General features: G+C 72.5%; 12 protein-coding genes. 8 read left to right on the top strand and 4 right to left on the bottom strand.

Translation table 11 applies throughout. From position 1 onward, the window contains the following. A partial coding sequence (locus CCN42_RS22495; RefSeq protein ID WP_086738231.1) for a hypothetical protein occupies positions 1–2,326 on the bottom strand: 2,326 nt, incomplete at its 3' end. Beyond that, complete coding sequence (locus tag CCN42_RS22490) at positions 2,326–4,161, bottom strand: HSP90 family protein (RefSeq protein WP_086738229.1); 1,836 nt, start codon at positions 4,159–4,161, stop codon at positions 2,326–2,328. The genes CCN42_RS22495 and CCN42_RS22490, both read right to left, overlap by 1 nt. A gap of 191 nt (positions 4,162–4,352) precedes the next feature. Between CCN42_RS22490 and recG the strand changes: the two genes are divergently transcribed. From recG to mutM, 8 genes are all read left to right on the top strand, one after another. After that, complete coding sequence (recG, locus tag CCN42_RS22485) at positions 4,353–6,560, top strand: ATP-dependent DNA helicase RecG (RefSeq protein WP_086738227.1); 2,208 nt, start codon at positions 4,353–4,355, stop codon at positions 6,558–6,560. A gap of 165 nt (positions 6,561–6,725) precedes the next feature. Continuing rightward, a complete protein-coding gene (gene rsmD / locus CCN42_RS22480) occupies positions 6,726–7,313 on the top strand; it encodes a 16S rRNA (guanine(966)-N(2))-methyltransferase RsmD (protein WP_086738225.1) in 588 nt (195 codons plus the stop codon). A 26-nt stretch (positions 7,314–7,339) separates the two neighbouring features. After that, positions 7,340–7,819 (top strand): pantetheine-phosphate adenylyltransferase, encoded by a 480-nt coding sequence (gene coaD, locus CCN42_RS22475; RefSeq protein WP_245877420.1) that lies wholly within the window; start codon positions 7,340–7,342, stop codon positions 7,817–7,819. Between the two features lie 99 nt (positions 7,820–7,918). Continuing rightward, the gene (locus tag CCN42_RS22470; protein WP_086738223.1) at positions 7,919–8,977 is read left to right on the top strand and encodes a F0F1 ATP synthase subunit B; all 1,059 of its coding nucleotides are present in this window, start codon (positions 7,919–7,921) and stop codon (positions 8,975–8,977) included. 129 nt (positions 8,978–9,106) lie between these two features. Next, a complete protein-coding gene (locus CCN42_RS22465; protein ID WP_086171456.1) occupies positions 9,107–9,751 on the top strand; it encodes a YceD family protein in 645 nt (214 codons plus the stop codon). Between the two features lie 2 nt (positions 9,752–9,753). Next, on the top strand, positions 9,754–9,927 hold the full coding sequence (gene rpmF, locus CCN42_RS22460) for a 50S ribosomal protein L32 (protein ID WP_003951102.1): 174 nt from the start codon (positions 9,754–9,756) through the stop codon (positions 9,925–9,927). Positions 9,928–9,946: 19 nt separating this feature from the next. After that, positions 9,947–10,765: a ribonuclease III gene (rnc, locus tag CCN42_RS22455; RefSeq protein WP_086171457.1), complete on the top strand. Its 819-nt coding sequence runs from the start codon at positions 9,947–9,949 to the stop codon at positions 10,763–10,765. 80 nt (positions 10,766–10,845) lie between these two features. Next, complete coding sequence (gene mutM / locus CCN42_RS22450; RefSeq protein ID WP_086738221.1) at positions 10,846–11,706, top strand: bifunctional DNA-formamidopyrimidine glycosylase/DNA-(apurinic or apyrimidinic site) lyase; 861 nt, start codon at positions 10,846–10,848, stop codon at positions 11,704–11,706. 9 nt (positions 11,707–11,715) lie between these two features. Here the strand turns inward: mutM and CCN42_RS22445 are convergent, their stop codons facing one another. Beyond that, a complete protein-coding gene (locus CCN42_RS22445) occupies positions 11,716–12,117 on the bottom strand; it encodes a winged helix-turn-helix transcriptional regulator (protein ID WP_086171459.1) in 402 nt (133 codons plus the stop codon). A 61-nt stretch (positions 12,118–12,178) separates the two neighbouring features. Continuing rightward, positions 12,179–12,430 (bottom strand): CAP domain-containing protein (locus CCN42_RS22440; RefSeq protein ID WP_245877419.1); only part of this gene is annotated, 252 nt, incomplete at its 5' end.

Raw genomic sequence — 12,430 nt, 5'->3', positions numbered from 1 at the left:
CGGCGGCCTCCTCGGCCTGCCCCGCGCCGCCGAGCACCTCGGCGAGCTGGAGGTGCAGCTGTGCCCGTCCGACGGGCTCCAGCTCGGCTCCGCCGTGCGCCAGTGCCGCGCGCAGCGCCCGTGCCGCCTCCGCACTGTCACCGAGCCGGTGGGCCAGCACGGCGAGCCGGGCCTCGTACTCCACGGCGAACCACGGCAGGCCCGCCGCCACGTACTCCCCGGCGGCCCGCGCGAACAGTGCCGCCGCCGTCCGTGCGTCGCCCGCCCGGACCGCCAGCTCCGCGAGCATCGCCCGCGCCTCGGCGGCCCGCGAGGCCAGTTGGACATCGCCCCCGCAGTGTCCGTCCACCAGCGCCAGCACCTCCCGGACGGCGGTCTCCGCCGTGGCCAGGACGGGGTGCGCCCGGCGGGGCGCCCGCACGGCGGGGAACGGCTCGTCGGGCCCGTCCGGCCCGGCGTCGTCCGCGCCGGACGCGCCCTCCGCCGGGAAGGGCTCCTGAGCCTGCGCGGTGCCGCCCTGGGCCGTGCACGGTTCCTGGGTCCGCCCCGTCACGTCCTCGTCCCCGGTGAGCCCCGGCGCCTCCGCCTCGGCCCCCTCGCCCTCCGCGGCGTCTTCCCCGGCGTCCCACGGGGGTTCCTCCACCCCGTACGCCCGCTGCATCAGGATCCGCGCCCGGGCCATCAGCACCGACGCGGTCTGGGGTATGCCCGTGCCCTCCTCGGCGAAGAGGGCGAGGACCCGGTCGTACGGCTCGGCGACGGCGGCCTCGGCCTCGTCCACGGCGCCCGCGAGCGCGCGCACGTAGGCGGCACGCGCGTGCGCGGCCAGGGCCTCGCCGGGGTCACCCGCCTCCGCGTACAGCTCCGCGGCGCGCTCGAACAGGGGGGCGCCCTCCGGGCCGAGGCCCATCGCCTGGTGGTCGGCGAGTTCCGCGCGGGCGCGTACGTCGAGCCCGGCGCCCCCGGTCGCCTCGGCGGCGCGCGCCACCGCCGCCCATGCCTCGACGGCGCCCGGCTGGAGCGCGTCCGACAGACGCCGTGCCTCGGCCAGCAGGGCGTCCAGGCCGGCCTGCCCGCCCAAGTCCGCGCCGTCCGTGCCGTGCGCGCCGTCCGTGCCGTCAGCGCCGTGCGCGCCGTTCACGCCGGGCAGGACCGCGGGTGGTGTGACCGGCGCAGGCGAAGGCGCTGAAGCGTGCGCCGTGTGTGCCGGGCGCGGATTGCGCACGCCCAGCGGCAGCCGGTCCACGAGCGCCGGCTGATCCATACGGGCCCGGACGCGGTCACTGACGTACGTCGTGCCGTTGCGCTCGTCGAACCGCGCCGCCAGTGCCAGCGCCTCCGCGCGCGCGTGCACCCCGAGTTCGCGTGCCGTCCACTCCCGGCCGGCCGGTCCCGGCACCTGCCGGCCGCCCAGCCCCAGCCCGGTCAGCCGGTCCATCAGCAGCGCCACCACGCTCAGGAACTCCATCCCGCTGCGCGGCTGCCCGCTGTCCGTGAAGTACGCCGGCCGCTCCGCCAGCAGCTCCAGCGCGCGCGCCTCGTTGCCCGTCAGCGCGCAGAACTCCACGTGCTCGGCGTACGCGCTGCGCATGCTCTCCGTGGACCGCACCAGCCGCAAGCCCCGCAGATGGTGGGCGCGCGCCTCGTCCGGCCGGCCCAGCCGCACCAGCGGCAGCAGCGAGGAGGCGAGCACCGCGTGCGGCTCGTGGGCGCAGGAGAACTCGCCGTCCAGGACGGGCCCCCAGATCCGCAGCGCCTCCTCGTCCCGGCCCCGCTCCGCCTGCCACCAGCCCTGCCCGTCCAGCTCGCAGGCGTGGCAGTCGGCCATGGAGTCCCGGTCGGCGGCCAGCCACGCCGCGTAGGCCCGCTCCGCGCGGGGCACGTCCCCGACGTGCGCGGCGACATGGAACTCGGCGCTGCGCACCGCCCGCTCGGAGTGCCCGGCCAGCCGGTAGCGCCGCTCCATCTCGCCGAGCCACTTCTCGACGGAGGCCAGCGGGATGTGCGGCTGGTCGAGCATGCCGGTCGTCATCCACTTGAAGACCCAGTGCAGCGAGTGGGCCTCCTGCTCGTCGAAGTCCTCGGGGCGCTCGTCCCACATGCGCAGCAGCCGCGCGAACGGGACGAACATCTTGGCCTTCTCGGAGCTGTAGTTGTAGACCGTGAGCTGGTGGCCCAGCGCCTCGATCACGGCCAGCGGGATCTCCAGCCGCTCCGCCGCGGCCAGCAACTGCTCCGCGCGCGCGTTGCGGGCCGGTCCCTCCGGCCGCGCCGCGTTCTCCGCCAGCGCTTCGCGCAGGGAGCCGAAGTCCGTGATCTCGCTCATCAGTGCTCGTCCTCGCGGTGAGTGGCCCATTCCAGAAGACCGAGGAACGCCCGGTTCAGCAGCGCCGAGTCGGCGGGCCGCAGCGGGCGCTGCGCCATCAGCAGGGCCTGGCCGTACAGCGACTCCGTGGCCGTGCCGATCAGTTCCCGCTCGGGCAGCGAACTGATCCGCCGGACCAGCGGATTGAGGTGGTTCAGCACCAGCCGCGCGCGCGGGGCGCCGCCGCGCAGCGAACCGAGGATGCCCGCCCACAGTTCGTCGGCATGTTCCTCGGCCTCCGCGCGGGCCTGCTCGTGGCGGGCGGCCCGGTCGTCCAGGTGCAGCGCGGGCACCGACAGCGGGTGGAAGGCGCGCAGCACGACGTCGCAGCCCAACGGGTCGAGGGTGGCCCGGGCGGTGGCCAGGAAGTCGGCGAGGGCCAGCTCCGCAGCGGGCTCGACCGGGTCCAGATGCGCGGTCACCGTGTCCGCGTCCAGCTCGGCGACCGCCGTTCCCGGGCGGACCGAGGGCAGTGCCTCGATCAGGTCGCTGTCGTAGGTGTAGCCGCCGTTGACGACGCCGATGCCCTGCGCGGAGGCGATCGGGGCGACCTGCCGGAACTCCTCGACGGTCCGCGTGTAGTGCACCACCGCGTGCCGCTGCGCGAACTCCTCCAGGGACAGCTGCCCGTCGGTCGTCTCGAACGGCAGCCACGGCAGCATCGTCCGCAGCATCTCCCGGTCGTGCCGGGCGAGGGACTTCACGCCGAGGTGGTGCACGGAGAGGAAGGCCGTCAGCCGCTGTGGATCGCCGGCCGCGAGCCCGGTCAGCCAGGACCGGATCCGCTCGCCCAGCGCCTCCCGCACGGCGGCCAGTGTCTCGTCCTCGTACAGCGCCTCCCGCGAGGCGGTGGGCCGCAGGCTGTCGGTGTCGAGGACGCAGCGCACGAAGAACGCCCAGTCGGGCAGCAGCTGCTCGGCCCGCTCGGTCAGCAGCATGCCCTTCAGGTGCACCCGGTGCCGGGCCCGCTGTGCGGGACTGACCGCGGAGGGCAGGACGTACGCCACCCCGCGTATGCCCGCGAGCGGCACGTCGAGGCCGATCGAGTCCAGCGGGGTGAAGCCGAACTGCTCGTGGCAGTGGCGCGCGAGCGCCACCCGGCGGGCGGCGGGGGAGGGATACGGCCGGTCCCAGGGCGCGGGCAGGTCGGTGACCGCCTCCTCGCCCACCCGTACGTCGTACGGCAGCAGCGCGCCGAAGTCCCGCGCCAGCGCCAGGACCCGCTCCCGCGACAGCCACTCGCCGGCGCCGGCCCGCGCCACCAGGTGCACGGTGGTGCCGGGTTCGGGCCGGGCATCGTCGGACAGGGTCCGCACGGTGTACGACCCGTCGTCCGACGCCGTCCACTCCACGGGCCGGGCATCCGGCGTACGGGCGCTGCGACTGACGACCCGGATCCGCTCGGCGACCACGAAACACGCCAGCAGCCCGATGCCGAACTGCCCGAGGAAGTCGGCCCGCGCCTCCTGGAGGCCGTCGGCCCGCTTGGAGCTGCGGCCGATGGTCGCCAGCAGGCTGTGCACGTCGGACTCGGTGAGCCCGACGCCCGAGTCCTCCACGCGCAGCGTGCCGCCCTCCGCGTACAGCCGTACCCGGGCCGGGGCGCCGGGCTGCTCGGCGCGCCGGGCCGTGATGGCGTCGACCGCGTTCTGCAGCAGTTCCCGCAGGTAGACCTTGGGACTGGAGTAGAGGTGATGGGAGAGCAGGTCCACCAGACCGCGGAGGTCGACCTGGAACGTGTGAGGCGGGGAAGACGCCTGGGATGCCTGTGATGACTGTGAGGTCTGGGAGTCCATCGTCACGGCGCCGGTGGGGGGAGGGGCGACGGCGCGGGGTCGGGCGGCCCCGGTGTGGCGGTGACCGCGAAAGGATGGCCGGAGGCGCGCCATCCTAGAGCCGGAGGGAACCGCCTGACCAGGGGTTTCCCGAGACGGATCCGGCAGCGGAGGCCAGGTCGCCCAGCGCGTTGTCAGTGCCGTGGTGTGCAATGGATCTCGTGCCCGCACTGGACGAACCCCTGAAGAAGGTGCTCGGCCCCGCCACCGCGAAGGTGATGGCCGAGCATCTCGGCCTGCACACCGTCGGCGACCTCCTGCACCACTACCCGCGCAGATACGAGGAACGGGGCCAGCTCACCCACCTCGCCGACCTCCCCATGGACGAGCACGTCACGGTGGTCGCCCGGGTCGCCGACGCCCGGCTGCACACCTTCGCCTCCGCCCGGGCGCCCCGCGGCAAGGGCCAGCGCCTGGAGGTGACCATCACCGACGGCAGCGGCCGGCTCCAGCTGGTCTTCTTCGGCAACGGGGTGCACAAGCCCCTCAAGGAACTCCTGCCGGGCACCCCCGCGATGTTCGCGGGCAAGGTCTCGCTGTTCAACCGCCGCCTCCAGCTCGCCCACCCGGCGTACGAACTGCTGCGCGGCGACGGCGAGGAGACGGTGGAGACCTGGGCCGGCGCCCTGATCCCCATCTATCCGGCGACCGCCAAGCTGGAGTCCTGGAAGATCGGCAAGGCGGTCCAGACCGTGCTGCCCAGCGCCCAGGAGGCCGTCGACCCGCTGCCACGCGCCCTGCGCGAGGGCCGCGACCTGCTGCCGCTCCCGGAAGCCCTGCTGAAGATCCACCGCCCGCACACCAAGGCGGACATCGCCGCCGCCCGCGACCGCCTCAAGTGGGACGAGGCCTTCGTCCTCCAGGTCGCCCTGGCCCGCCGCCGTCACGCCGACGCCCAGCTCCCGGCCGTCCCCCGCAGGCCCCGGCCGGACGGCCTCCTCGCCGCCTTCGACGACCGCCTCCCCTTCACCCTCACCGAGGGCCAGCGCAAGGTCTCCCGGGAGATCTTCGACGACCTGGCCACCGAGCACCCGATGCACCGCCTGCTCCAGGGTGAGGTGGGGTCCGGAAAGACGATGGTCGCCCTGCGCGCCATGCTCGCCGTCGTCGACGCGGGCGGCCAGGCCGCGATGCTCGCGCCCACCGAGGTGCTCGCCCAGCAGCACCACCGGTCGATCGTGGAGATGATGGGCGAGCTGGCCCAGGGCGGGATGCTCGGCGGTGCCGAGCACGCCACCAAGGTCGTGCTGCTCACCGGCTCGATGAGCGCCACGGCCCGCCGGCAGGCCCTGCTCGACCTGGTCACCGGCGAGGCCGGGATCGTGATCGGCACGCACGCGCTGATCGAGGACAAGGTCCAGTTCCACGACCTGGGTCTGGTCGTGGTCGACGAACAGCACCGCTTCGGCGTCGAACAGCGCGACGCCCTGCGCGGCAAGGGCAAGCAGCCCCCGCACCTGCTCGTCATGACGGCCACGCCCATCCCGCGCACGGTCGCCATGACCGTCTTCGGTGACCTGGAGACCTCCGTCCTCGACCAGCTCCCGGCCGGCCGCTCCCCGATCGCCAGCCATGTCGTGCCCGCCGCCGACAAGCCCCGCTTCCTCGCCCGCGCCTGGGAACGGGTCCGCGAGGAGGTGGCGAACGGCCATCAGGCGTACGTCGTGTGTCCCCGCATCGGCGACGAGGAGTCGGACCCCAGGAGCGCGACGAAGAAGCCGTCCCCCGAGGACGAGGCCGAGAAGCGTCCCCCGCTCGCCGTCCTGGACGTCGCCGACGAGCTGGCCAAGGGCCCCTTGCGGGGCCTGCGGATCGAGGTCCTGCACGGTCGCATGCACCCCGACGACAAGGACGCCGTCATGCGCCGCTTCGCCGCCGGCGAGACGGACGTGCTGGTCGCCACGACCGTCATCGAGGTCGGTGTGAACGTCCCGAACGCCACCGTCATGGTCATCATGGACGCCGACCGCTTCGGCGTCTCCCAGCTGCACCAGCTGCGCGGCCGGGTCGGCCGGGGCTCGGCGCCCGGCCTGTGCCTCCTCGTCACCGAGATGCCCGAGGCGAGCCCCGCCCGCCAGCGTCTGAACGCGGTCGCCGCCACCCTCGACGGCTTCGAACTGTCCCGCATCGACCTGGAACAACGCCGCGAGGGTGACGTCCTGGGCCAGGCCCAGTCCGGTGCCCGCACCAGCCTCAAGGTCCTCGCCGTCATCGAGGACGAGGAGATCATCGCGGAGGCCAGGGACGAGGCCGCCAAGGTGGTGGCGGCCGACCCCGAGCTGGCCTCCCTCCCGGGTCTGCGCACCGCCCTCGACGCCCTTCTGGACGAGGAGCGGGAGCAGTACCTGGAGAAGGGCTGAGGAGGACCCGGCCAGGGGCGCGGGGCCGTGTCGATGTGCGGCTCCGCGGCGGGAGCGCGACCGGCCACCAGCCACCCGGCTCCCGCACCCGCCCACGGCGATCGCGCAGCCCCGCCGCCGCCTGCCAGACTGAACCGGTAAGACACCCACGAACAAGGACCCCAGATGACCCGCGTGATCGCCGGCAAGGCCGGCGGACGCCGCTTGGCCGTCCCGCCAGGGACCGGCACCCGTCCCACCTCCGACCGCGCGCGCGAGGGCCTCTTCTCCACCTGGCAGTCCCTGCTCGGCGGCCCCCTGGACGGCGAGCGGGTCCTCGACCTGTACGCCGGGTCGGGCGCCGTCGGTCTGGAGGCCCTGTCGCGTGGCGCGGGCCACACCCTGCTGGTCGAGGCCGACGCCCGGGCCGCCCGGATCGTCCGGGAGAACGTCCGGAGCCTGGGCCTGCCCGGTGCCGAGGTCAGAGCGGGCAAAGCGGAACAGATCATCCGTACGGCCCCGCCGGAGCAGCCGTACGACATCGTCTTCCTGGACCCGCCGTACCGAGTCACAGATCACGATCTTCGCGAGATCCTGCTCACACTCCGCTCGGAGGGGTGGCTCGCGGAGGACGCCCTCGTCACCGTGGAGCGCAGCACCAGAGGCGGTGAATTCCGGTGGCCGGACGGCTTCGAGCCGCTGAGGGCCCGTCGCTACGGAGAGGGAACGTTTTGGTACGGTCGCGCCGCCTCTACGTGCGAAGACGCACCATGACCGGACCGGAGAGCGAGGGATCTCAAGTGCGCCGTGCCGTCTGTCCCGGGTCGTTCGACCCGATCACCAACGGACACCTCGACATCATTGCCCGCGCCTCCCGTCTCTACGACGAGGTCTATGTCGCGGTCATGATCAACAAGTCCAAGAAGGGCCTGTTCGAGATCGACGAGCGGATCGATCTGATCCGCCAGGTCACCTCCGAGTACGCCAACGTCCGCGTCGAGGCCTTCCACGGCCTCCTCGTCGACTTCTGCAAGGAGCGGGACATCCCCGCCATCGTCAAGGGTCTCCGTGCCGTCAGCGACTTCGACTACGAGCTGCAGATGGCCCAGATGAACAACGGCCTCACGGGCGTCGAGACCCTCTTCGTGCCCACCAACCCCACCTACAGCTTCCTGTCGTCCTCCCTGGTCAAGGAGGTCGCGGCCTGGGGCGGGGACGTCTCCCACCTGGTGCCGCCGGTGGTCCTCGACGCCCTCACCGGACGGTTGCGCCAGGACTGACCGCCTGACGGGGCGTCACCCGGTGTCCACCGGACGCCCGAGGGCCGTACAGTCGTCCCGTCCGTCTCCAACACAGCTGTAGAGAGTGGCGAGCACACGGTGGACGTGCAGAAGAAGCTCGACGAGATCGTCGCGGCGGTCTCCAGTGCCCGGTCGATGCCGATGTCGGCCTCGTGCGTGGTCAACCGCGCCGACCTGCTCTCGATGCTCGAAGAAGTGCGCGCGGCGCTGCCCGACTCGCTCGCCCAGGCCCGGGAACTGATCGGCGACCGCGAGCAGATGGTCGAGCAGGCCCGCCAGGAGGCCGAGCGGATCATCGCCGAGGCGCACGCCCAGCGCGGTTCGCTGATCTCCGACACCGAGGTCGCCCGCCGCTCCCAGGCCGAGGCCGACCGGATCCTCGCCGAGGCCCGCAAGGAGGCCGAGGAGATCCGCGCCGAGGCCGACGACTACGTCGACTCCAAGCTCGCCAACTTCGAGGTCGTCCTCACCAAGACGCTCGGCTCGGTCGGCCGCGGCCGCGAGAAGCTGCTGGGCACCGGCCCGGGCCTCGACGAGCAGGGCTACGCCGACGAGGACGCCCCCGAGCGCAGCCACGACCCGGAGACCCTGCGCCGTACCGCCGACGAGTACGTGGACGTCAAGCTCGGCGCCTTCGAGGCGGTCCTCGCCAAGACCCTGGAGGCCGTCGGGCGCGGCCGGCAGAAGCTGCACGGCCGGATCGCCAGCGACGACCTCGGCGCGCTCGCCGACGACACCAGCACCGTCCAGCACTCCAGCGACGCCGACTATCTGGCCGACCTCGCCGCGCTCGCGGAGCAGGACGCCCGCACGGAACAGCCCCGCCCGCAGCAGCAGCCGGAGCCGGCGTACGGCTACCAGCAGCAGCCCGACCCCTACGGCGGCTACCAGCAGGGGTACGCCCCCCAGGACCCGTACGGCTACCAGCAGGCCGACCCCTACGCCTATCAGGGGGGCTACGACCCTCAGCAGGCCGCCTACGACGCGCAGCAGCCTGCCCAGCAGGTCCCGCCGCAGCCCGCGCAGCCCCCGCAGGCCCACCAGGGATACGCCCTGGACGAGACCAGCCTCTTCGACACCAGCATGATCAGCGCGGAGCAGCTGCGGGCGTACGAACAGGGGCGCGGCAACGGCTGACCCCGCGGATTGGGCCGAGAGCGAAAGGTCAAGTATCCTGGCTCTTCGGTCGCGCGTACGTTCGCGATCAGCGCTGCCCGGGAACACCGAGGGCGGCGTCCGTCCGAGCTTGGAAGATCGAAAGCAGGAATGGCCTCTCACGCCCGCCTAGACCACCGCAACCCTCTCGTGTTCGACACGCACGAGCTGGGGCGGCGTCCTGGCGCGCTGCAGCGCCTGACCCGCACGATCGACGCTCCCCGGGACCTCGGTATCCAGGGAGTCATCGGAGTGCCGGAAGGCAAGCCGGTGGAGCTCGAACTCCGACTCGAGTCGGTCATGGAAGGTGTGCTCGTCACAGGCACCGCCCGTGCAACGGCCGAGGGGGAGTGCGTAAGGTGTCTGGAGCCGCTGGAGCAGGAGCTCGAAGCGGACTTCCAGGAGATGTTCTCGTACCCTGACGCCGACGACCGGGGCCGTGTCAAAGCGGAACCGGCCGACGACGCCGAGGACGACGAGGACAGGCTCTTCCTCGAGGACGGACTCTTCGACCTCGAACCTGTGCTGCGCGATGCGGTGGTGCTCGCACTGCCGATGCAGCCGGTGTGCCAGGAAGACTGCCCGGGCCTGTGCTCCCAGTGCGGGGCACGCCTCGCGGACGACCCGGACCACCACCATGACGCCGTCGACATCCGTTGGGCGGCATTGCAGGGAATCGCCGGTTCGCTCGAATCCGGCGATAAGGACGAGATGAGCGGCGCCGAAGCGGGCGTCGACGAGAAGCAGGAGAAGTAGCCGTGGCTGTTCCGAAGCGGAAGATGTCGCGCAGCAACACGCGCCACCGCCGGTCGCAGTGGAAGGCTGCGGTCCCCACCCTGGTTGCGTGCGAGCGCTGCCACGAGCCCAAGCAGCAGCACATCGCGTGCCCGTCGTGCGGCACCTACAACAAGCGCCAGGTCCTCGAGGTCTGAGCGGCTGGTGAGAGGCACTGTGTCCACGCCGAAGAAAAACTCTGCGGACAACCAGGCCTCGTCCCACACGCTTCTGGAAGGGCGGCTCGGCTACAAGGTCGAGTCCGCCCTTCTGGTGCGAGCGCTGACCCACCGTTCCTACGCGTACGAGAACGGCGGTCTGCCGACGAACGAGCGGCTGGAGTTCCTGGGGGACTCCGTCCTCGGCCTCGTCGTCACGGACACGCTGTACCGCACCCACCCCGACCTGCCCGAAGGCCAGCTGGCCAAGCTGCGGGCCGCGGTGGTCAACTCGCGTGCGCTGGCGGAAGTGGGACGAACGCTGGACCTCGGCTCCTTCATCCGGCTCGGCCGGGGTGAAGAGGGCACGGGCGGCCGGGACAAGGCGTCCATCCTCGCCGACACCCTCGAAGCGGTGATCGGCGCCGTCTATCTCGACCAGGGCCTGGACTCGGCGGCGGAGCTGGTGCACCGCCTGTTCGACCCCCTGATCGAGAAGTCCTCCAACCTGGGCGCCGGCCTGGACTGGAAGACATCGCTCCAGGAGCTGACCGCGACCGAAGGACTCGGTGTCCCCGAGTACCTGGTCACGGAGACCGGCCCCGACCACGAGAAGACCTTCACTGCTGCCGCCCGCGTCGGAGGCGTCTCGTACGGCACCGGCACCGGCCGCAGCAAGAAGGAGGCCGAGCAGCAGGCCGCGGAGTCCGCCTGGCGGGCCATCCGGGCCGCCGCGGACGAGCGGGCCAAGGCGGCGGCAGTCGCGGCCGCGACCGCCGTCGACGCCGCTCCGGCCACGGAAGGCAGCGCGACCGACACCTCGTCGGCGACCGCCTGACCCACCCGACCGAGCGCCTGCCCCGCCTGCCGGGGCGGGCGCTCGGTCCTTCCCTCTCCTTCGCTCTCCCGGGGGTCCCCATGCCCGAGTTGCCCGAGGTCGAGGTCGTCCGGCGCGGCCTGGAACGGTGGGTCGCCCACCGGACCGTCGCCGACGCCGAGGTGCTGCACCCGCGCGCCGTACGCCGGCACACCGCCGGACCCGACGACTTCGCGCACCGTCTCGAGGGCCACCGGATCGGCACCCCCAGCCGCCGCGGCAAGTATCTGTGGCTCCCCCTGGAGGACAGCGGCCAGGCCGTCCTCGCCCACCTCGGCATGAGCGGCCAGCTGCTCGTCCAGCCGCACGAGGCGCCCGACGAGAAGCACCTGCGCATCCGCGTCCGGTTCACCGACGAGCTGGGCACCGAACTGCGCTTCGTCGACCAGCGCACCTTCGGCGGTCTGTCGCTGCACGACACCGGCCCCGGCGGCCTGCCCGACGTCATCGCGCACATCGCCCGTGACCCCCTCGACCCGCTGTTCGACGAGGAGGCCTTCCACCAGGCGCTGCGCCGCAAGCGCACCACCATCAAGCGGGCCCTGCTCGACCAGTCGCTGATCAGCGGCGTCGGCAACATCTACGCGGACGAGGCACTGTGGCGGGCCCGCCTCCACTACGACCGCCCGACCTCCACCTTCACCCGTCCCCGCACCCGGGAGCTGCTCGGCCACGTCCGGGACGTCATGAACGCGGCCCTCGCGGTCGGCGGCACCAGCTTCGACAGCCTCTACGTCAACGTCAACGGCGAGTCCGGCTACTTCGACCGCTCACTCGACGCGTACGGCCGTGAAGGACAGCCCTGCAAGCGGTGCGGCACGCCGATGCGCCGCCGCCCGTGGATGAACCGCTCCAGTTACCACTGCCCGCGCTGCCAGCGCCCGCCGCGGATCTCGGCGTAGGGCGGCGGGTCAGCGGGGGGCGCGTGCCGAGTCGTACCGCTCCCGTGCGGCCAGGACGTCGTCCATGCGGCCCTCCACGAACTGGATCAGGCTCATCAGACGCTCGGTGACCTCACGGCCGAGAGGCGTCAGTTCGTAGTCGACCCGGGGCGGGTTGGTGGGCTGCGCCTCGCGGTGCACCAGGCCGTCGCGCTCCAGCGCGTGCAGCGTCTGGGACAGCATCTTCTCGCTGACCCCGTCGACCCGGCGGCGCAGCTCGTTGAACCGGAACGAGCCCTCGTACAACGCCCCGAGCGTGAGCGCCCCCCAGCGCCCCGTGACATGCTCCAGCGTCCCGCGCGACGGACACGCCTTGGAGAACACGTTGTAGGGCAGCTCCTGCTCGGCGAAGCGCTCCTGGGCGGTGGTCATACGTCCAGCTTAGGTGATGACAGCGCGAACCGAGGGGTAGCGCTTACCGGGAGTCAGCGGCTCAGTACCCGAAGTCCTGGGTCCACCACGGGCCGTCCTGGCCGAAGTGGACTCCGACGCCCAGGGTGGTGAACTCGCAGTTCAGGATGTTGGCGCGGTGGCCGGGGCTGTTCATCCAGGCATCCATGACGGCTGCCGCGTCGGCCTGGCCGCGGGCTATGTTCTCGCCGCCGAGGTCGCTTATGCCGGCCTTCTCGGCCCGGTCCCAGGGGGTTGCCCCGCTGGGGTCGGTGTGGTCGAAGAAGCCGCGCGC

Source organism: Streptomyces glaucescens, assembly GCF_002154375.1.
Lineage (GTDB): Bacteria > Actinomycetota > Actinomycetes > Streptomycetales > Streptomycetaceae > Streptomyces > Streptomyces glaucescens.
This window is presented reverse-complemented; position numbering and strand designations above follow the sequence as displayed.

Excerpts from the sequence above, each read along its gene's own strand:
- CCN42_RS22490 (WP_086738229.1), bottom strand. The coding sequence starts at position 4,161 with ATGGACTCCCAGACCTCACAGTCATCACAGGCATCCCAGGCGTCTTCC.
- recG (WP_086738227.1), top strand. The coding sequence starts at position 4,353 with ATGGATCTCGTGCCCGCACTGGACGAACCCCTGAAGAAGGTGCTCGGC.
- rsmD (WP_086738225.1), top strand. The coding sequence starts at position 6,726 with ATGACCCGCGTGATCGCCGGCAAGGCCGGCGGACGCCGCTTGGCCGTC.
- CCN42_RS22465 (WP_086171456.1), top strand. The coding sequence starts at position 9,107 with ATGGCCTCTCACGCCCGCCTAGACCACCGCAACCCTCTCGTGTTCGAC.
- mutM (WP_086738221.1), top strand. The coding sequence starts at position 10,846 with ATGCCCGAGTTGCCCGAGGTCGAGGTCGTCCGGCGCGGCCTGGAACGG.
- CCN42_RS22445 (WP_086171459.1), bottom strand. The coding sequence starts at position 12,117 with ATGACCACCGCCCAGGAGCGCTTCGCCGAGCAGGAGCTGCCCTACAAC.